We start from the raw sequence: 22,619 nt of genomic DNA, 5'->3' as shown, positions 1-22,619 counted from the left end.
AAAGGATAAACTAAACGGGCCTTTAAATTCTAATCCCGCTTTAATCTGATGCTTCTTTTATCACCCTATTTTTGATGCAAATCTTAATTCATGCATCTCAAACCAGTCAATGTATTTTGGCTTTGCCTGTTGCTGCTGGTAACTATCAGAAATCCGGCCTTTACACAAACACGTACGCAAGGCACTGATACGCTGCAGCTTACTGTTAAACAAGCCGAAGACCAGTTCTTAAAAAACAACCTTCAGTTAATCATACAGCATTACGAAATCAATAATGCAGAGGCACAGGTAATAACCGCCCGGCTTTTTCAAAACCCTGATTTCAATTTTTCCAATGTGCTTTATAACCCCAATACAAAAAGGATACTCGATGTGAGCAGCCAAACAGGCGAATACACCTTTAGCATAAACCAACTTTTTTTAACTGCCGGCAAGCGTAATAAAAATATCCGCCTGGCTAAAATCGGTATCCAGCAGGCGCAGTATCAATTCTTTGACCTGTTGCGTACACTCAAACTAACCTTACGGAACGATTTTTTTACCATCTATTTCCAGCAGCAGTCGGCCAGGGTTTATGATGCCGAGATCAGTTCTTTAACAAAGCTTTTAACTGCCTATAAAGTGCAATACAGCAAAGGCAACATTGCCGAAAAAGAAGTCTTGCGCATCCAGTCGCAGTTATACTCTTTGCAATCAGAACTTACAAATTTAAATGTGGGTATAGATACAACAGAAAGCCAGCTTAAGTTCCTGATCAGGGCAAAACCGAATGCTTATATCGTGCCCCGATACGATTATCAACTGGATGGCAAAGAAGTGGTGCTCACCACGCCTTATCAAAGGCTGCTTGATTCGGCCTATGTTAACCGTAATGATCTGAAGCTAAGCAAGGCAACATTGGATTATAACAACGTAAACCTGAGCCTGCAAAAAGCGCTCGCTGTTCCTGATGTTAATATTGGTGTGAATTATGATAAACAAGCAAGTTATATCAGGGATTATACGGGCATAGGCATCGATTTTCCTTTGCCTATTTTTAACCGCAACCAGGGCGCCATTAAACAAGCCAGGATTGCCATCGACCAAAGCAAGGTACAATTACAGAACCAGCAAAACCAGGTAGAAAGCGATGTAGCTGCCAATTATAAGGTAGCGCTGCGGTACGAAACCATATATAATAGTTTTGACCCGAAATTTAAAGGTGATTTTACGCATTTGATCGGTGAAGTATTTAAAAACTACGAAAAAAGGAATATCAGCTTGCTGGAGTTCCTTGATTTTTATGATTCCTACAAGGTAAATACCCTGCAGTTAAATAACATCCAGCTTAACCGGGTTACCTCATTAGAGCAGCTCAATTTTGTTACCGGTACACCTTTCTTTAACCAATAACCCGCAACTATTTTTTCTATCCACATATCCATGAAAAAAAGTACCATTAAAAACAGCATCCGTACGGTAACCTTCTGCCTGGTATTATTAAACCTGTTTTCCTGTAAACGCACCGAAACAACCAGTGATGCACGTGCGCCTTACGTAATCCCTGATTCTTTATGGAAGACACTGGCGATCGATACCGTAAAGACTTCCAACATAATTGATGTGATTAATTTTAACGGAATCGTAGATTTTAATACCAATAATGTAGTTAATGTTTTTCCATTGGTTAGCGGTAATGTGCAAAACGTTAATGTAATGCCTGGTGATTATGTACACGCCGGCCAGGTATTGGGCGTAGTAAAAAGTGCCGAAGTAGCTAATTATAACTCTTCATTGGTTACGGCCGAAGCTACTGTACGTTTAACAGCGCGGCAATTGTCTCAGCAAAAAGACCTGTTCAACAGCGGTTTGGCATCGCAAGTGGATATAACCAATGCCGAAGTTGCGTATGAACAGGCTGTAGCGGCCAGAACGGCGGCGCAGAAAATATTAAGCATCAATGGCAATAATACCAATGGCGAGTATATTATCAAAGCGCCTATAGACGGATTTATCGTACAAAAGAATGTAACCAATGGCATGGCCATCCGCACAGACAATAATACCGGCCTTTTTACCATATCTGACCTGAAAAACGTTTGGGTACAGGCTAATGTTTACGAAGAAAATATAGGCAAGGTACACCAGGGAGACCCCGTTGATGTAACGACTATTTCCTATCCGGATAAGGTTTTTAAAGGTAAAATAAACGAGATCATGAACGTGATCGACCCGACCACAAAAGTGATGAAAATGCGGGTGGTTTTAAACAACCCGGGCTACCTACTAAAGCCGCAGATGTTTGCTACGGTAAGCGTAAATAATAATGAAAACAAACAGGCAATTTCTATTTCAAGCAAGTCCCTTGTTTTTGATCATAGCCAGTATTATGTAATTATTGTAAAGGGAGAAAAAAATGTACAGATCAGGCCCGTGGATATCATCAGCATTAACGGAAACACGGCCTACATTAAAAGCGGGCTCTCCCCTGGCGAACGGGTGGTCGCATCAGATGCCATCCTCATTTATGGCTCATTAAACAGCTAAACCTTCATCTTCAATTCAACAGAAATGATCAAAGTTCTTAGAGGCATCATAGGGTTTTCATTAAAAAACAAATACCTCATTCTATTTCTTGCGGCGGCCCTGGTTGTAACGGGCGTAATCACCTTTATGCAAATGCCCATTGAGGCTTTTCCGGATGTGACCAATACCGAAGTAGATATTATTACCCAATGGCCGGGCCAAAGTGCAGAAGAGGTTGAAAAACTGGTAACCATTCCGATAGAGATCGCCCTAAACCCGGTCCAAAAGAAATCCAGCCTGCGTTCTTCCACTATTTTTGGCTTAAGCTATGTGAAGGTAATTTTTGAAGATAACGTGTCAGACCAGGAAGCGCGGCAGCAAGTGTACAACCTGTTAACCAACGCTACTTTACCTGCCGGCATTACCCCCGCTGTACAGCCGCCGGTTGGCCCAACCGGAGAAATATTCAGGTACACCTTAAAAAGTTCTGTACGCGATGTGAGGGAATTAAAAACGATACAGGATTGGGTGATCGACCGGCGGCTGAGGGCTATCCCGGGAATAGGCGATATCAATAGTTTTGGCGGTAAAACAAAAGCTTACGAAATAACGGTTGACCCAGGCAAACTGGCTACCCTGGGTATTACGCCTTTAGATGTTTTTGCTGCCGTTCAAAAAACCAATATGAACGTTGGGGGCGATATGATCGTGCAGAACAACCAGGCCTTTGCAGTAAGGGGCTTAGGGCTGCTGCAGGATATCAACCAGATCAGGAATATTGTGGTGAGCAACAACAATGGCGTGCCCGTTATTGTGAATGATGTGGCCACCGTTTCCATTTCAAATGTACCGCGCCTGGGATGGGTAGGCAGGAGCGATGCGATAATTGATAAAAATGGCAAAAGGACGGTAGTTGATGATGCAGATGCGGTTGAAGCTATTATTGTAATGCGAAAAGGCCAGAACCCTACCGAGGTTTTGGCTGCTTTAAAAGCCGAGATCAACAAGATCAACAACGATGTTTTGCCGGCCGATACCAAGATCGTACCTTATTACGACCGCTCCAACCTGATCGGTTTTGCCACGCACACCGTATTGCATAACCTGATCGAAGGCATCCTGCTGGTAACCTTTCTGGTGTCTATATTTATGTTTAACTGGCGCACCACGCTAATCGTTTCCATCATCATCCCCCTGGCGCTGCTGTTTGCTTTTATTTGCCTGCACCTGATGGGCATGTCTGCTAACCTGCTTTCACTGGGCGCTGTTGATTTCGGTATCATTATAGATGGGGCGGTGGTAATGGTGGAAGGCATGTTCGTGATCCTAGACCATGAGGCTACCGAGATGGGAATGGAACGGTTCAATAAAAAGATCAAGCTGGGCCTCATCAAAAATAATGGTGCTAACCTGGGCAAAGCCATCTTTTTTGCCAAGCTCATCATCATTACAGGCCTGCTGCCGGTGTTTGCCTTTCAAAAAGTAGAAGGCAAACTGTTTTCGCCGCTTGCTTTTACACTTGGCTTTGCTTTGCTTGGTGCATTAATTACCACGCTTACGCTGGTACCTGTATTGATCAGCCTCCTTTTAAACAAAAATGTGCACGAAAAACATAACCCCTTTGTGCACAACCTTTCCAAGTTTATGCTTTTTGGGTTTACCACTTCCTTTAAGTATAAAAAACTGGTGGTCATTACTTCGTTAATTGCAATGGCTGTGGGCTTATTCTCGTTTAGCTTTTTGGGCAGCGAGTTTTTACCGGAACTGAACGAAGGCTCTATCTGGCTAAGGGTGCAGCTTCCTTACAGTATATCGCTTGATAAATCAGTGGAAACATCAAAACAGGTACGACAAATATTAATGTCTTTTCCGCAGGTACAATATGCAGTGTCTCAAACAGGCAGGCCGGATAACGGAACAGATGTGGCAGGCTTTTACAATAACGAATTTGATGTGGTGATGTACCCGGAGGACGATTGGAAGCCTAAGATCACGAAAGAAGAGCTGATCGACCAGATGAATGCCAAGCTATCCAAACTCCCGGGCGCCGACCTTAACTTTTCACAGCCCATCAGCGATAACGTTGAAGAAGCTGTTTCCGGTGTAAAAGGTTCGATCGTGGTAAAGGTTTACGGTGATTCTTTAAATTACGCAGAAGGAAAAGTAAATGAAATATATAACGTATTAAAAGGGGTTAAGGGCATTGCAGACCTGGGTGTTCTAAAAAGCATCGGTTTGCCCGAACTGGACATAAACCTGGACCAGCAGAAAATGGCGCAGTACGGCGTAACTACCTCGGATGCCAATTCTGTGATCTCGATGGCTATTGGCGGAACGGCCGCTTCTACCTTGTACGAAGGCGTAAGAACGTTCGATATCCGGATCCGTTTCCCGGAAGCCTTCAGGAAAACACCTTCCGACATCGGAAATTTGCTGGTGCCTACGCAAAGCGGGGGAAAAGTGCCGGTTAAAGAAATAGCCACCATCAGCCAGAAAACCGGGCCTTGTTTAATTTTCAGGGATGCCAACGAACGTTATGCCACCCTTAAATTTTCTATCAGGGGCAGGGATATGGGCAGCACCATTGCCGAAGCCCAGCAAAAAGTAGCAGCCAGGGTTAAAGTAAAACGCGGTTACCATTTAGCCTGGCAGGGCGATTTTGAAAACCAGAAACGGGCAGAAAAACGTTTGACACAAGTGGTGCCCATCAGCCTGGCCCTCATCTTTTTTCTGCTTTACGTAATGTTTGGCAATATTAAGGATGCAGCCCTGGTGTTCCTGAACGTGCCTTTTGCCATAGTAGGCGGTATCCTGGCGCTGCTCATCACTGGTACAAACTTTAGTATTTCTGCCGGTATCGGGTTTATTGCTTTATTTGGCATTTGTATCCAGGACGGCGTATTGCTCATCACGGTGTTCAAACAAAATATCGATAAATTTAAAGGCCAGCACCAATCGCTATACACTTCCTTAAAATTAGGGGTCAATTCCAGGATCAGGCCGGTAATGATGACAGCCCTGATGGCCGCCATCGGTTTATTCCCGGCAGCCGTATCGCATGGCATCGGATCAGAAAGTTCCCGTCCCTTGGCAAGGGTGGTAATAGGCGGTATCCTTTGTGCAATGGTGTTTAGCTTATGGGTATTCCCGCTGATCTTTGGCTGGGCTTACAGAAAAACAGATGAAACGACTAAATAAGTAAAAACCCTATATAGCCTATTATCTTGCCCACAAATAATGTTCAATGCTTCTTTTATCGCTGTAAAGTTTATACCTTATCTATTATAACTTCACAAATTACTGTTTTTACGGGATAAAAGGAGTGTGTAAATAGGGCGATTGTAATTAAATATCATGGATAAAAGGCAGCGCACAATAAAACTTGCTTCCTTCGCCAATAGCACTTTCAACCCAGATTTTACCATTTTGTGCTTCTATAAAATCCTTGGAAATTGCCAGTCCCAGCCCTGTTCCGCCTTTTTCTTTCAAATCCGTTGGTACCTGGAAATAGCGGTCAAAAATGCGTTCCAGATATTTATCTTCAATACCTTTTCCAAAATCGCGTACAGATATTTCTACCATTTTTTGTTTAACTGTTGCTTTCAGTTCAATGCTTGAATGTTCTGCACTGTAACGAATGGCATTCGACAAAAAATTAACCAATACCCAAGCCGTTTTTTCTACATCAGCATTTACTTTGGGTAGCCCATCATCAACTTGCATATCAATTCGTATATTTTTTTGTAAAGCCAGAAAACGGACGGTATTAAAGGCATAATCAATAATAGCCTGCGGGCTTGTCTGCTGAAATTTAAGTTGAATTTTACCGGTTTCAACCTGGGTTAGTTCGAGTAATTCGCTGGTTATTTTTAAAAGCCTGTCGCTATCTTCCTGCATGTTCCGCATCAGGTAATCCTGTTCTTCATTTAAATCCCCTACCCGCTTGTCTGCCAGTAGTTTTAAACTCATTTTAATAGCAGCAATAGGGGTTTTTAGCTCATGCGAAATGGTTGCCATAAAATTAGTTTTGGCTTCGTCCAGCTCATGGAAACGGGTAATATTTTTAAGCAGGATAACCGAGCCAATATCCTTTACTGTTTTTACCACTGCTTTTTCTTCCGTGTTTGAATTATTTGCCGGAACAGTGATTCGGTACATCTCTCTGCTAAAATAACTTTCTTTACCGTCGTCAAAAATTTTTATGGCCGTAGTTTGTTTGTTTTCCTGCAGCAATTGCTTAAAAAGATCATTTTGCAAGGCAATATCGGGCGCATATTTTCCGGTTACTTCGTTTTCAGTTAAATTCATTAAACGCAAGGCTGTTGGGTTGGCAAATAATACCCGTCCGCTTTCATCAAACCCAATTACAGCATCGTTTAAGTTTTGTACTATTGTTTCGATCCGTAGTTTTTCAAACTGTATTTTGGCCAGGTTACTGTTTTCGTATTCTTCTAACTTCGCAGCCATTCGGTTATATGCTTCTGCCAGATCACCAAACTCGTCGTTAGAATCAATATGTATCCGGCGCTGGTAATTTTTGTTGGAAATTTCTTGGATACCTGCAGAAAGTTCCCGGATTGGATTGGCTACATAACCGGGGAAATTAATAATAAAGCTAAAAACAATTAAAAAACTAAAGGTGGCCATCAGAGCTACAAAAAGCGTTGCATCGTGTGCAGTTTTTCTGGCGATGTCATTTTTTTTAATGATTGCTTTATTGTTTAATTCCATAATGGCGAAAATGGCCGACCTGATGCTTCTTTTATGCCCTAAAATTATTTGCCCGCTTTCTTCGCCGGCCTGCATTCGGTCAAACTCTTTTCGAAGCTGTTTAGTTGCAACACCTTCGCCTGGTTCGGTAATGTTGTGTTCCTGTTGCTGCAAAGTCTGCTCAAAGATTTTCTGGGTATTAGCAGAAAGAGGTTTAGCTTCATCACCTAAATCCTTGATCATTACTTGCATATACTGCAAGGTTTTGTAATTGTCTTTTAATATTTGGGAAGATGCCTGGGAAAGCTCGCGGATGAACCATACGGCTATTCCGCCCAGAAACAAAAAAATCACAAATAAAAAAGTGAAGCCAAGGCGGAGTTTAGTTTTTATTTTCATAATTCAAGATAAAATAATCAAATCAATGGCAGAAGCAGATAACTTTTTAAGCAGCTGGTTAAATACGGCTGTTTTTAAAATGATCTGAAAGATATTGAAATGAGGTTTGCCTATACAAATTGTTGTTATTTCGTGCATTTCGGCTATGGCAATAATGCTACTGCTGATGGAGTCACTTTTTAATTTAATTACTTCGGCGCCGAGTTCGGTTGCCGTTTTCATGTTATTGATTAGATATCGCTGTTTGTTTAAGCGGATGCGGTTTCCTGTTTCTGTACTGGTCTGCACATAAAGCATTATCCAACGGGAGCGATAATATGATGCCAGCCTTGCCGTTTTCCGGATCACGTTTCTTGCTGTTTCATTGTTGGAAGAAATACATGCTAAAAAACGTTCCTCCTTTAATTTAATATTTTTGGGCACTTCAGCATTGATCTTCCTTTCTAATTGATGGGCTACTTCTTTTAAGGCCAGTTCCCGCAACTGTAAAATTTTATCGGGTTGAAAAAAATTACTTAATGCGGTTTGGACTTTACTTTGATCATATATTTTTCCGGCCTGCAATCGCCCAATCAGTTCTTCGGCTGTTAGGTCTATGTTCACTACTTCATCAGCCGTTTCGATAATACTATCCGGAATACGTTCTGCAACTGCAATGCCTGTAACCCGCTGTACTTCATCGTTCAAGCTTTCCAGGTGTTGGATGTTTACCGCCGAGATTACACTGATTCCTGCGTTCAAAATATCAACTACATCTTGCCAGCGTTTCTGGTTTTTGCTGCCCTCAATATTGCTATGTGCAAGTTCATCTACAATTACCACTTCCGGCGAGGAATGCAAAATACCTTGTACATCCATTTCTTCCAGCTCTTTGCCTTTATAAAACAACTTCCGACAAGGAATTATTGGCAAACCAGGTAACTGGCTTTCTGTTTCTATTCGGTTATGGGTTTCAATGTAACCTATTTTTACATCAATACCATTACGCAACAAGGCTTGTGCCTCCATTAACATTCGGTAGGTTTTACCAACACCGGCAATCATGCCAATGTAAACTTTAAATTTGCCACGCCTGGAACGCTTGATCAGTTCAAGGAAATGCTCAACGGATTGATCTTTGTTTTCTACTGTCATGTTAGGTACCATTGTAAGCTTGTTGTTATAGTTGGATCAGAACTTTTAACCAATATCAATTTTTTAGTGCTAAAAGAAGCATTGCTGTTTCTCATAAATAAAATCCGCACATTATCTTCAATGCTACCAATGCCTGGGTTTGGACTATTTTTTCAATTCATCAAGTGCCACGTTCAGTTTTAATAGATTTACTTTTGACGGACCAAAACAACCAAGCATGGGTTTTTCGATATGACTATTAACAAGTTGTGTTACTTGTCCAACTGTTAATCTTCGAACTTTGGCTATGCGTGCTATTTGCACTTGTGCCCCTGCGGGAGAAAGGTCTGGATCTAAACCACTTCCGGATGCGGTAACCAGTTCTGCCGGTATTTGTGCACGTGTTACTTGTGGATTGTGCTTTAAAAAATCCTGAATTCTGCCTTCCACCTGCTTCAGGTAGTCGGGATTGGAAGGGCCTTTGTTTGAACCTCCGGAACCGGCAGCATTATAATCAACGGCAGACGGACGAGACCAGAAATAGTCATCCCTGGTAAATTTTTGTCCTATTCCGGCATAGCCAACTACCCGGCTTTTATAAATTATGGTTTCACCATTGCCATGGCCCGGCGTAAACTTTCCGATTCCTGCTATTGCTAATGGGTACAGGCCAGACAGGGCCACGAGCAGGACAACAGTTATTTTAACTGAGGGCAACAAATATGTTTTCATGAGAATTTGATTTTAAAATTTGTGTATTAAACGATAGTGCTTATCAGTAAATCAATTAATTTAATACCGATGAATGGGATAAGCACGCCCCCTAATCCATAAATCAGTAAGTTACGGCGTAATAAGGCACTTGCTCCTATCGGTTTATATTCCACACCCTTTAATGCCAATGGTATCAGCATCGGAATAATGATTGCATTAAATATTACTGCTGATAATATTGCTGATTGCGGGCTGTATAAACCCATGATATTTAGAGCTTTTAATGAGGGTATGGAAACCATAAACAAAGCTGGGACTATAGCAAAGTATTTAGCCACGTCATTAGCTATGGAAAAAGTGGTCAGTGTGCCACGGGTCATCAGCAATTGCTTGCCTATCTCCACGATCTCGATTAATTTGGTTGGGTCGTTGTCCAAATCAACCATATTACCTGCTTCTTTAGCTGCCTGTGTACCGCTGTTCATGGCTACTCCAACATCTGCCTGCGCTAATGCCGGGGCGTCGTTTGTACCATCTCCCATCATCGCTACCAATTTACCGGCCTGCTGTTCTTTTTTAATATAGTTCATTTTATCCTCGGGCTTCGCCTCTGCAATAAAATCATCTACACCGGCTTTTGCAGCAATAAACTTGGCCGTTAACGGATTATCGCCAGTAACCATTACTGTTTTAACACCCATTTTACGCAAGCGTTCAAAACGTTCTGCAATACCAGGTTTAATAATATCCTGTAGTTCTATTACACCAAGCACTTGTTCGTTTTGCGATACAACTAAAGGTGTACCACCGTTTGATGAAATAGTCTTAACATTATCTTCAACCTCTGAGGGGACTGTATGGCCGGATTTAATGGCAATGTTACGGATAGAATCAAAGGCGCCTTTACGAATGCGTAAACCATCAGATGTATCTAAACCGCTGGAACGGGTTTCTGCAGTGAATTTAATAAACACAGCATCTTTAGGCGCAACTGATAATGGTTTGTTTGGACCTTGTCCGGCCAGTTCAACAATTGATTTTCCTTCGGGCGTTTCATCAGCCAGCGAACTTAAGACACAAGCAGTAATAAAATGCTGTTCATTCACGCCGTTTGCCGGATAAAAATTAGTTGCTTTACGGTTACCGATAGTAATAGTGCCGGTTTTATCTAACAATAAAGTATCTAAATCCCCGGCTGTTTCTACGGCTTTGCCAGATTTGGTGATCACGTTGGCGCGTAAAGCCCTCTCCATACCTGCAATACCAATAGCTGATAAAAGGCCGCCAATAGTTGTAGGGATCAAACAAACAAAAAGGGATATAAATGCCGCTATGGTAATTGGTGTATTTGAATAATCGCCAAATGGTTTCAGGGTAACACAAACGATAACAAATATTATTGTAAAGCCTGCAAGCAGAATAGTCAGGGCGATTTCGTTTGGTGTTTTTTGGCGCGATGCACCTTCGACCAAAGCAATCATCTTGTCTAAAAAACTTTCGCCAGGTTGGGTAGTCACAATTACTTTGATCTTGTCTGACAGAACTTTAGTACCACCTGTAACTGATGATTTATCACCGCCTGATTCCCTTATTACAGGTGCTGATTCGCCGGTTATGGCCGATTCATCAATTGTAGCAATACCTTCAATAATTTCACCATCTGCAGGAATATTATCGCCTGTTTCACAAAAAAATACATCGCCTTTTTTAAGCCGGGACGACATTACTTGCTGCTCTTTGCCATTTACCAGCAAACGTGCAGTTGTTTCTTCTCGGGTTTTACGCAAACTTTCGGCTTGTGCTTTACCACGGGCTTCGGCAATAGCTTCTGCAAAGTTTGCAAACAGTACGGTTAATAATAATATAACGAATACGGTAAAGTTATAAGCAAAGCTACCCTGACTTTTATTGGCGTAGGAAAATATGGTAACTAAAAGCATTACTGCTGTTCCGATTTCTACGGTAAACATCACCGGGTTGCGGAATAGGGCGCGGGGGTTTAGTTTGATGAAAGATTGCTTCAAAGCTTCTTTCATCTGTTCGCCCTGGAATAATGTATTTGAGTTTTTCATGTTTATTTTAAAGAAAAATGTTCGGCAATTGGACCTAATGCAAGTGATGGGAAGAATGACAATGCCGCAATAATTACAATAACCGCGAAGATCATTACCCCAAAGGTTGAAGTATCGCTTTTAAGTGTCCCGGCAGATTCCGGGATGTATTTTTTGTTCGCTAACAAACCAGCAATTGCCAGCGGGCCAATTATGGGTAAAAACCTGCCTAATATCATTACGATACCTGTTGTATAGTTCCAGAAGATGTTCCCATCACCTAAACCTTCAAAGCCAGAACCGTTATTTGCTGCAGATGAGGTGTACTCATACAACATTTCGGAAAAACCATGATTACCAGGATTATTTAACCAAGAGCCAGGTTTTACAGACCAATCTGCATTTGGTGCATGCACTAATGTATAGGATGATACTGCAAGGCCAACCAGTATAATAAAAGGATGTAGTAAAGCTATTAATGAAGCTATCTTTATTTCCCTTGCTTCTATTTTACGCCCAAAAAATTCTGGTGTTCGCCCTACCATCAACCCAGATATAAATACTGCTATGATGATAAATATGTAGAAGTTAAGGATGCCCACACCGCATCCTCCATAAAAGCAATTTACCATCATTGCAAGCAACATCATGGTGCCAGATACTGGCATTGCGCTATCATGCATAGAATTTACAGAACCTGTAGATATAATGGTAGTCATGATGCTCCAGTAAGCAGAGTTAACCGGGCCGAACCTTACTTCCTTACCTTCCATTGCCCCTGTTGGCTGACTAATACCCATACGTGCTATGGCAGGGTTGCCATTCAGTTCTGCATTTATAGTCGGGATAACCAGGAGCAGCATGCCCAACGTCATCACCCCAAAAATTACATAGGAGAATTTCTTTTTATTAAGGAAAAAACCAAGGGCAAATACCAACGCAATCGGGATGATGCATTGCGCAACAAGTTCAACAGTATTGGTTAAGTAATTAGGGTTTTCTATAGGATGGGCCGAATTGGCACCAAACCAGCCACCGCCATTTGTACCCAAATGTTTAATGGCAACCAGGGCAGCAACAGGGCCGCGGGATACGTGAACAGTATCGCCCTGCATACTAATGAAAGTAGTTTTACCTGCATAGCTGGTAGTCATACCGTTAAAAGCAAAGATGATAGCAATTATAAAAGAGATAGGCAATAATAAACGGGTGATCGATTTTAGAAAGTAATTCCAGAAGTTACCCAGTTTATCGGTTACTTTATCTTTTAGTGCCCTAAACAATACTACCAGGGCAGCAATACCGGTAGCAGCAGATGCAAAGTGCAGGAACATAAACACAAAATGCTGTGTAAAATAAGTGGCACCGCTTTCGCCAGAATAATGCTGAAGATTACAGTTTACAAGGAAACTGATAGCGGTATTAAAGGCTGTATCTGCAGACTGGCCTGCATTACCATCGGGATTAAGCGGCAGGTGGCCCTGCGCCATTAAACAAATAAAAGCATAAATAAGCCATACACTATTGATTGTAAGCAGGGCGAATAAATGCTGTTTCCAGTTCATTTCCTTTTTGGCATCGATGCCACTAAAGCGAAAAATAAAACGTTCAATGGGGGCCATAAAATCAAGCCATGTTTTTTCGCCTTTAAATACTCTGGATATATATCGTCCAAGCGGTATGGCAATTGCAAGTGTGAGTAGGTAGGTAAATATTACACCTGAAATTTCAGTGTTCATCGTTTTAAAAATTAAAAATTTTCGGGTTTAAGCAGCACGTACACCATGTAAACAAACACGGCTATGGCCACAATGAATAATGCGATCATGGCGGTTAGATTTTTTCGAAATAATTAACTGCTTTAAAGAAGAGCCAGAATATGACTATAAAGGATAGTACATAAATGATTGTGAGTATAACATCCATAAAAATTATGATTTTACGAGGAGATATACCAAGCCAATGCCAAGCTGTATTTTTTTTAATAACGATCTAATAATGAACGAAATAAAAAAACAAAAAAGCGTAATAAACTAAATTATGCTTATCAGTTTGATAGGTTATTATTAAAATGAAACAGAAGCTGTTTAAATGGGCCCTGTATTTCAATGCTTCTTTTATCAGGTAAAAAACAGCAAAGCTGAAATACTATTTTTGGAAAGATGCTTAGCTGATTGCAGGCTAAACCCAAGGACCAGAGTTACGAGAACCTGATGGCCTGTACGAGAAATGGGGAAAGAAATATCCCGTTTTGATTTCTTACCGGTACAATAACCGGGAAAACCTGTCCACTTTTTTCAGGTGCGATACGCCTTAGAAGGGTGATCTACACCACCCATTCTGTAAAAGGATTTCACCCGCAAGGTTAGAAAAGTGGCCAAACAAAAGGAGCATTTACTTCAGAAAACACCTTTTAAAAAACTGTATAAATACTAAATTTATAGTGCTAAAAGAAGCATTAGGGTTTCTTATCGTAACTAAAAAGCTTTTAATCCAGATCGTATTCTTTAAGTTTACGGTATAAAGTTGCTATACCTATATTTAATAAACGGGCTGTTTCTGCCCGGTTACCTCTGGTATGGTTCAATATGCGTTGAATATGAAGTTTTTCTACGGAAGCCAAATCAAACACAGAATGCGTACCTGAAACCTGTGAAACTGCAGGTTCCTGCAAACCATCGGGCAGTAAAGCTTCATCCGCACCATTGTCGCCTGATAAAATAATTGTGCGTTCAATAATATTTTTCAGTTCCCGGATGTTCCCTGGCCAGGAATAGGCTTCCAGCTTTTCAATAAAAGCCCTGCTTAAAAATGGCAATTGCTTTTTTACCTTTCCGGCAAAATACTGTAAAAAATAGGCGGCCAGCAATTTAATGTCTTTTTTCCGTTCCCGTAAAGGAGGCAGCGTGATTTGAAATACCGATAAACGATAATAAAGGTCTGAACGAAAGGTACCTTTTGCCGTTTCTGTAAGCAGGTTTCGATTTGTTGCAGCAATAATGCGTACGTTAACCGATGTTGGTTTGGTATCGCCAATTTTAATAAACTGCTGCGATTCGAGTACACGAAGCAACTTTGCCTGTAAGTCCTGGTCTAATTCGCCAATTTCATCTAAAAAAATAGTTCCGCCGCTGGCTTCTTCAAAAAGCCCCTTTTTATCTTTTAAGGCATTGGTAAAAGCTCCGGCTTTATAGCCAAACAACTCGCTTTCTAATAACTCTTTGGTAAAAGCGCTGCAGTTTACAGCTACAAATGATTTAGCCTTGCGCCGACTGCTTTGATGTATCGCCTCTGCAAATATTTCTTTACCTGTTCCGGTTTCGCCAAGCAGTAATACGGTTGTATCTGTTGCGGCTACTTTGCGGGCAAGATCAACAGCTTCTGTTATGGCGGCAGACGTTCCGATAATACGCTCAAAGCCAAAACGGCTGCTTAGTTTATTTTCGAGTTCGTTTACGCGCCGCTGCAAAAGCGCTTTATCCATGGCCTTGCTAATTAATGGGATGATTTTTTCATTATCATCACCCTTGGTAATATAATCAAAAGCACCGTGTTTCATAGCTGTTACACCATCGCTAATTGTTCCAAAAGCAGTTAAAACAATCACTTCTGTTTCGGGCCAGCTTGCTTTTATTTTTTTGGTCAGTTCAATTCCGTTACTGTCTGGTAATTTTACGTCGCTTACAATTACTTCTATCGTTTCCTGCTCTAATTTTTTTAAGCCTTCTTTCGCTGTTGCAGCTTCAAAAACTTCATATCCTTCTAACTGCAAGATACGGGAAAGCAGCTTGCGTAGCCGTTCTGCATCATCAATAATTAATAACCTACCTTTTTGCATTGGACAGAAGTGGATTTTTTAACGAAATTAATATCAGACATCAACAAATTATAATCCACAAATTGGTTTTTTCCGGATTGCAGATAAACCTCCTCTTATCGGATAAGAAAATTGCTTGTGTAAAAGAAGTATTTAATTCAGCAGTTATCAACTTCAACCAACAAAGAAAAATTTTTCAGTAGTTTTTTGCTTTTGCACTCTTATTATTTTAATACAATCATTTTGATAGGATATTATCAAAATGATTGTGTGCTCTTTTTATTAACCTAATCTTTATAAAAGATAGTAAGCTAATTATCAGCAGCTTAGGATCAAATTACTTCTGGCCGGCATGATAGGCATATTTTTAGCCGGTTTACCAGAAATTGCTATTTTAATTTTAGAAAGAAAAGTAAAAATATGCTTGTAAAAGAAGTATTGCCATTTTTATTTACAACGCCGGTTTTTTTCTGCTTAACTGTTCCCTCCCACTTTTTCATAATATGAGTTCTCATCTTAAAAAACTTTCGGCCGCTGGTGTGCTGGTTACATTGGGTATTATCTTCGGTGATATTGGTACTTCTCCACTATATGTTTTCCAGACCTTATTAACTGAAGGCGGAAAAGTGAACCAGGAACTGGTATTAGGTTCTATTTCCTGTGTTTTCTGGACGCTAACGCTTCAAACTACTTTTAAATATATTTTTATCACGTTGCAGGCTGATAATAAAGGCGAAGGTGGTATTTTTTCTTTGTACGCCCTTGTTCGGCGATACGGAAAATGGCTTGCTGTACCTGCCATTATCGGTGCCGGTACTTTACTGGCCGATGGCATCATTACGCCACCCATTTCGGTTACTTCTGCCATTGAAGGCCTGCATTTGGTCCCTGCATTAGCCTCGTATATTATTCCTGGAAAAGAATTGATTTTAACCATCGTGATTGGCATTATCCTGCTGCTTTTCTTTTTCCAGCAGTTTGGTACAAAAGTTATCGGTTCTGCTTTTGGCCCAGTAATGCTGCTTTGGTTTTTGATGTTAGGCTTGCTTGGAACTTTACAAATTATACAGTATCCCCCAATATTTAAAGCCCTAAACCCCTGTTATGGTTTTGCCCTGTTAACCGGGCATCCGCGCGGGTTTTGGTTATTGGGCGCTGTATTTTTATGTACAACAGGTGCCGAAGCACTTTATTCTGATTTAGGGCATTGTGGCCGGAAGAACATCCAGGTGAGCTGGATTTTTGTTAAAACTACTTTAATGCTGAATTATTTGGGTCAGGGCGCATGGGTCCTGCTGCAGCCAGCCGGTACTTCTTTTACCGATATAAATCCATTCTTTCAGATCGTGCCGCATGCTTTTTTAATTCCGAGCATTATCCTGGCAACCTTTGCCACCATTATTGCCAGCCAGGCTTTAATTAGTGGTTCGTTCACCCTAATCAGCGAAGCAGTAAGCATGAATTTCTGGCCGCGTGTTACAATTAAATTTCCAAGCGATATCCGCGGACAGATTTATATTCCAAGTATTAACTGGCTGTTGTGTTTCGGGTGCATTGCTGTTTCCCTTTATTTCAAAACATCTGAAGCTATGACTGCTGCATACGGATTTTCAATTACAGTGGCTATGTTGATGACTACCCTCCTGATCTATTATTTTATGCGCTATGTTAAACACTGGCCTTTATGGTTAGTAATTATCATTCTTTGTGTTTTTGTTTCTGTAGAAGGTTCCTTTTTTGTTGCCAATGCTGTTAAATTATTAAAACGTTTGTTCTTTTTGGTTTTTGAAGTCGGGTTAATTTTTACCATGTACATTTGGTACCGGGCCAGAAAAATTAATAACAGGCTGCTGCATTTTATCGACCTGAAAGATAAAATACCGATGTTTAAAGCATTAAGTGCAGAAGAATCGATACCGAAATTTGCAACGCACCTCATCTATCTTACCAAAGCAAACAACAGTAAACAAATTGAACAGAAAATACTGTATTCCATATTCAGCAGGATGCCAAAACGGGCCGATGTTTACTGGTTCATTCATATTGAAAGAGCTGATGACCCTTACACAATGGAGTACAGCATTGAAGAACTTGCAGAAGACAAAATTATCCGGGTAGAGTTCAGGCTTGGTTTCCGTATACAACCACGTATTAATGTCCTGTTCCGGAAAGTTGTACAGGAAATGGTTGCCAACAAAGAACTCGATATTACCAGTCCGTATGAATCTTTAAGCCAATATAACCTGGCTGCTGATTTTCGCTTTGTTTTGTTGGAGAAATTCCTTTCCTACGAAAACGAGTTCAGCCTGAAAGAAGGTTTTATCCTACGTAGCTATTTCGCCATTAAACATTATGCCTTGTCTGATGCACAAGCTTACGGATTAGATACCAGCGAAACGCGCATAGAAAAAATACCTTTGGTTGTTAACCCGTTTTCTAATTTTACCTTAAAACGGGTAGAACCACATCCGGTTATTTCCTGATTAAAAAGAAGGGTTTACAGGCGATACTTTTATTTTAAAAAAACTAACCTCTATTTTGGAGTATCGTTCCGTACCCTCATACTGATGCTAACAGTTAAAGGACCGATGGTGCAGGCAGTTAAATACCAGTAAAAAAATTGTGTGGCTGCACCCCAAGAACAAATAGCCAGACGTAAAAAAGTATCATAGGCCTTGTTTTTAATCCCTGGTTGATAAGTTACTGAACTAAAGCCATTGCCTTTCTGTTTTTAACTATGGCCTTAGACTGAATTGCTTTTTTCTATTGTTTGAAAAGGCCATTCCCTGTTCACTTTAGCTTTAATAAAGTAAACAATAGCACCGCTAATGATAGCGATCATACCTCCTGCAGCCATTGTAAACCCGGTAGAAATTAAAATACATGCCCAAAGCAGTATAGCGAGATAAACCGGCATAGGGAAAAAAGGCATTTTATATGGAAAATCTTTTTGGGGCCTTACTTTTCTCAGCATTAATAATCCAACGGCTTGTGCAATAAACTGGATCAGTATCCGCATAGCCAAAATAGCACTGATTACATCACTCAGCTTAAAAAGCAGACTAAAAACAAAGGCAATAGCACCTAAAACCAACAGCGAAACATAAGGAAATTTACCGGTTGGATGCAACTTTGCAAAAACCTTAAAAAAAGCACCGTCTGCGGCGGCGGCATACGGAATGCGGCTATAACCCAGTGTAGCCGAAAAAACCGAAGCAAAAGCAACGAGTAAAATAAGGCAGGTTACAATTTTTGCAGCGGTAGGCCCAGCTAAATGCTGCATAAATTCGCTGATAACGAACTGGCTATTTTTAGCATGTTGCCAGGGTATTACACTTACTACGCTCACATTCATCATCAGGTACAAAACTGCAATTCCGGCAATAGAAAGAAACATACTGCGTGGAATATTTTTTGATGGATTAACGATTTCTCCGCCTAAATGGCAAACGTTATAATAGCCCAGGTAACTGTAAACACTTTTTACGCTTGCAAAACCAATAGCGGTAACAAAAGCATAATTCATAGTCATCCCGTCGTTAATTTGCTTTACCGGTTGCAGGAAATTGCCATGTGCTATTCCTCCGCCAATAATCCAAAGCATAGTTAAAATAACGGCTGCCCAAAGCAGAACACTTATTTTTCCGATGTCTTCAATTTTCCTGTAAAGTAAAGCAACGATGCAAATTACAACGCCGCCGCTCATCATTTTTGATTCTATTGGCGTTAATGGCAACAAATAGGAAAAATAAGCAGCAAAACCAATTGCAGCAGAAGCAATTACGAGCGGTGCCTGGATCATGGTTTGCCAGACAAACAAAAAACTCATCAATCTGCCCAAGCCTGTTTTACCATAGGTTTCTTTTAAAAAATTATAAGAACCGCCTGCTTTTGGAAATGCTGCGCCCAGCTCGCTCCATACCATTGCATCAACCATAGATAAAGCTGCACCGGCAAGCCAGGCATACAAAAAGTACGGGCCGTTCATCATCCCGATTACCATAGGAAGGGTTATAAAAGGCCCGATACCAACCATATCGGTCATGTTGATTGCAGTTGCATGAACAAGGCCTAAACGTCTTTCCTGCGTAGGTTCAGACATGGTTAACGGTGTAGGAAACTAAGTACATTATATGGAAAGAATTTGATCAGGCTTAATAAATTTAAGCGAAGCACAAATTATAAAAATTATCAGGTAACCGGAAAATGTATTTTATTTACTATTCCCTCTTTTATATATTTAACAATAAAACGATCTTAAAAACTTAAAAATTAGAGCCTATTTAAATTTATTTCATCAACATTTATAATGCTTCTTTTATGCCTATAAATGCTTTGTTTGAAGATTTATATCGATACAAAAAGTACAACAAGGCTACCGGTTTTTGTGTGGTAAAAGAAGCATAGAAAATATTTGAATAAAATTTAATCAGACCTTAAATAATTCTTCATTGCATTATCCGTAACATGCGTGTTTTAACCTTAAAAATCCTTTTAATGGCATTACTTGTGCTACCGTGCTTTTTAGAGGCTCAACATCTATCAACACAGAAACAAACACGGCCAATAAATACAATTATTGCTAAAATAGACAGCTTTGGCCACAATATTACGCCAGAAAAACTTTACGTACAATTAGACAAACCTTACTATAGTTTTGGAGATACGATATGGTTTAAAGCATACCTATTACAAGCAGGCGCATTAATTCCTTCTGCTAAAAGCGGTATTATTTATCTGGAGCTATCAAATGATAGCAATAGGGTAATAAAACGGATTAAGTTACCTGTTATATCAGGCATTAGTTGGGGAAATTTGGCGCTCGATGATAAGGAAATATTTGCTGGTAGTTATACAATCAGGGCTTATAGCAATTGGCAACGCAACTTTAACGAGAACTTTGAATTTAAAAAAAGTATTTTCATCAGTAATCCTGATGAAAAATCATGGCTGGTAAATGTAGAATCAACTAAAGTGAGCAAGCCGGACAACAAACATGTAAACCTTTCTTTGCTTCTTACACAATTAAATCATCAACCCGTAAGCTTACAAAATTTACTTTTAAAAATACGCCAGAATAAAAAAGTTTGGTATAAAAGCGAACTTCAAACTACAGCTAACGGTAGCCTGAATATAGATTTTGATGTTCCTGATTTAGCAACTAACAGTTCATTTGTTTTAGAGGTGCTTCAAAAAAGCAGTGATGACCATCATCAGCATCAGTTAACTATTCCAATTACATTAGATGGTGATGATCCCGATTTGCAGTTTATGCCAGAAAGTGGAAAACTGATAGCAGGTATTCCGGCACATATTGGTTTTAAGGCAATTAGTAGCAATGGTTACGGAATAAATGTAGGTGGTGTTGTTATAAACAGTAAAAATGAGAAGGTTGCAGTATTTAAAGCAGCTTTTAAAGGTATAGGCATAGTTAATTTTACCCCTTTTGCCAACGAAACATATACAGCAGTAGTAACACTTTTCAATGGTAAAACCAAAAAGTATCCGCTTCCTGTGGTACAAGCTTCCGGCATAGTTATGAGAATAAAGCCAAATTCTCAATTAACTGATACTTTAGAAATAGCTATTGCTGCCACAGATGATATTATGGCGGGTAATAATACTGATTACTATTTAATTGGGCATGTACAGGGAATAGTATGTTATGCCAGCAGGGTTTCTTTTGCAAATGGTTCTCTTATAGGAAAGATCAATACCCGTAGTTTTCCTACTGGCATTGCCAGTATTACTTTATTTAATGCCAATACTTTTGAGCCTGTTTGTGAGCGGACTGTATTTATTGACCATCATAACCAATTGAATATAACAATAAAGCCTAACCAAAAAAGTTATTTTACCCATGATAGTATTGCTTTAGCCATTAACGTTACTGATAGCTACGGTAAACCGATACAAGGAAATTTCTCATTAGCTGTAACAGACGATAGCCAGGTAAAACCTGATTCTATTAACAGTGGCAACATCATAACTAACCTGCTATTAACAGATGATTTAAAAGGTGATGTTGAACAACCAGAGTATTATTTGAATAACAAAGGTACACAGCATTTAGAGGAGTTGGACAACTTACTTTTAGCCCAGGGGTGGACAAGCTATAAATGGTCAGACGTGCTTAAAAAGCCACAACCTGTTCGATTTGCTGCAGAATCCGGATTTGCAATAAAAGGCAGGGTAAGCAATATGTTTAATCATGGGCTGCAGGATGCAAAAATTACGATTTTTAGTAAAAAACCATTATTGCTTCAAGATACAATTTCGGATAAACAAGGATATTTTATTTTTAACAGGCTGCCAATAATAGACAGTACTACTGCTTTTGTAATACAGTCTAAAAATAGAAATGGAAAAAGTAATACAAATATTAAATTGGATGAATTTGTGCCTCCGGTATTTACCTTTAATAACCGGTTAACTATGCCATGGTATATTAATACAGACAAACCTATAGTTAGATATACTGATTATAGCAGGATCAGGAATGAGCAGCAACAAAAACTTACAGGTATTGTTTTAAAAGAAGTAACCATCAGGGCAAAAAAAACTGTAAAAACTTCTCACAACTTAAATGGGCCAGGCAATGCAGATTTAACTTTGAATGAAGAAGACCTCATTAAAGTATCAAAAACAAGCTTGTTAGAGCTGCTTTACCAAAAAATTCCTGGCTTTACTGCCCGGATACCAGCCTACAGCTTTGATTTATGGTTTATGATTCATAGCGATCATGTTAAATTCATTTTTGATGGTGTTAATCTGGAATTTTATTATCAGGCAGAAAGGTCTAATACATCAGTCCTGAACGAACGTTATGAATTTGAAAGAAGTGTATTTAATGCATTTACGGCTGCTGACATTAAAGGCGTAGAACTGATGTCGAGTGATAAATATACTGGCAAATATGGTTTTACATATTTTAAAATCCCTCCTCCAGGCGGTTGGTCATATATAGAAATTACCACTCGTGATGGCAATGGTCCTTTTATTAACCAAACACCAAATGTAGCTGTTTACAGGCCTCTCCCCTTCAGCCTTCCAAAACAATTTTACCGGCCCAGATATAGCATCAATAAAAGTATAACAACGGCCACTGACCTACGATCAACTATACATTGGGAACCTAATATTATAACGGATAAAAATGGCAAAGCTACAATATTCTTTTATGCGGCTGATTTACCAGGTTCTTATACTATCCAAATAGCAGGAACAGACTTAAATGGTAACATTGGTTTCAATAGAGAAAAACTTCTTATTATGCCTGACAGGAATATGCCTTGAAACTATGCCGGAAA

At 39.9% G+C, this 22,619-nt stretch carries 13 protein-coding genes; 5 read left to right on the top strand and 8 right to left on the bottom strand.

Annotated features, from left to right (window positions below; all coding sequences use genetic code 11):
* Window positions 1–90: 90 nt before the first annotated feature.
* The 3 genes from GO621_RS10100 to GO621_RS10090 are packed head-to-tail and all read left to right on the top strand — an operon-like array spanning window position 91 to window position 5,703.
* Entirely contained in the window at window positions 91–1,392 is a 1,302-nt protein-coding gene (locus GO621_RS10100; protein WP_157566624.1) for a TolC family protein, read from the top strand.
* A 30-nt stretch (window positions 1,393–1,422) separates the two neighbouring features.
* Complete coding sequence (locus GO621_RS10095; RefSeq protein ID WP_157566622.1) at window positions 1,423–2,526, top strand: efflux RND transporter periplasmic adaptor subunit; 1,104 nt, start codon at window positions 1,423–1,425, stop codon at window positions 2,524–2,526.
* Window positions 2,527–2,550: 24 nt separating this feature from the next.
* Window positions 2,551–5,703, top strand: coding sequence for an efflux RND transporter permease subunit (locus GO621_RS10090; protein WP_157566620.1), 3,153 nt, complete (start codon window positions 2,551–2,553; stop codon window positions 5,701–5,703).
* Between the two features lie 147 nt (window positions 5,704–5,850).
* Here the strand turns inward: GO621_RS10090 and GO621_RS10085 are convergent, their stop codons facing one another.
* The 7 genes from GO621_RS10085 to GO621_RS10055 form a co-directional block, all read right to left on the bottom strand.
* Window positions 5,851–7,614, bottom strand: coding sequence for a HAMP domain-containing sensor histidine kinase (locus tag GO621_RS10085; RefSeq protein ID WP_157566618.1), 1,764 nt, complete (start codon window positions 7,612–7,614; stop codon window positions 5,851–5,853).
* Between the two features lie 3 nt (window positions 7,615–7,617).
* Window positions 7,618–8,760 (bottom strand): sensor protein KdpD, encoded by a 1,143-nt coding sequence (locus tag GO621_RS10080; RefSeq protein ID WP_232335631.1) that lies wholly within the window; start codon window positions 8,758–8,760, stop codon window positions 7,618–7,620.
* 132 nt (window positions 8,761–8,892) lie between these two features.
* Complete coding sequence (locus GO621_RS10075; protein ID WP_157566614.1) at window positions 8,893–9,459, bottom strand: K(+)-transporting ATPase subunit C; 567 nt, start codon at window positions 9,457–9,459, stop codon at window positions 8,893–8,895.
* Between the two features lie 26 nt (window positions 9,460–9,485).
* Window positions 9,486–11,513, bottom strand: a complete 2,028-nt coding sequence (gene kdpB / locus GO621_RS10070; protein WP_157566612.1) for a potassium-transporting ATPase subunit KdpB — start codon at window positions 11,511–11,513, stop codon at window positions 9,486–9,488.
* Between the two features lie 2 nt (window positions 11,514–11,515).
* On the bottom strand, window positions 11,516–13,231 hold the full coding sequence (gene kdpA / locus GO621_RS10065; RefSeq protein ID WP_157566610.1) for a potassium-transporting ATPase subunit KdpA: 1,716 nt from the start codon (window positions 13,229–13,231) through the stop codon (window positions 11,516–11,518).
* Window positions 13,232–13,242: 11 nt separating this feature from the next.
* Window positions 13,243–13,320, bottom strand: coding sequence for a potassium-transporting ATPase subunit F (locus tag GO621_RS19395; protein ID WP_157566904.1), 78 nt, complete (start codon window positions 13,318–13,320; stop codon window positions 13,243–13,245).
* Window positions 13,321–13,980: 660 nt separating this feature from the next.
* A complete protein-coding gene (locus tag GO621_RS10055; protein ID WP_157566608.1) occupies window positions 13,981–15,330 on the bottom strand; it encodes a sigma-54-dependent transcriptional regulator in 1,350 nt (449 codons plus the stop codon).
* Window positions 15,331–15,812: 482 nt separating this feature from the next.
* Between GO621_RS10055 and GO621_RS10050 the strand changes: the two genes are divergently transcribed.
* Window positions 15,813–17,792, top strand: a complete 1,980-nt coding sequence (locus GO621_RS10050; protein WP_157566606.1) for a KUP/HAK/KT family potassium transporter — start codon at window positions 15,813–15,815, stop codon at window positions 17,790–17,792.
* A 260-nt stretch (window positions 17,793–18,052) separates the two neighbouring features.
* On the opposite strand, the gene GO621_RS10045 is transcribed toward GO621_RS10050, so the two are convergent.
* A complete protein-coding gene (locus GO621_RS10045; protein ID WP_157566604.1) occupies window positions 18,053–19,411 on the bottom strand; it encodes an APC family permease in 1,359 nt (452 codons plus the stop codon).
* Window positions 19,412–19,806: 395 nt separating this feature from the next.
* Here GO621_RS10045 and GO621_RS10040 point away from each other — a divergent pair, with 395 nt between their 5' ends.
* Window positions 19,807–22,605 (top strand): hypothetical protein, encoded by a 2,799-nt coding sequence (locus GO621_RS10040; protein WP_157566602.1) that lies wholly within the window; start codon window positions 19,807–19,809, stop codon window positions 22,603–22,605.
* Window positions 22,606–22,619 lie beyond the last annotated feature (14 nt).

The organism is Mucilaginibacter arboris (assembly GCF_009754915.1).
GTDB lineage: Bacteria > Bacteroidota > Bacteroidia > Sphingobacteriales > Sphingobacteriaceae > Mucilaginibacter_A > Mucilaginibacter_A arboris.
This window is presented reverse-complemented; position numbering and strand designations above follow the sequence as displayed.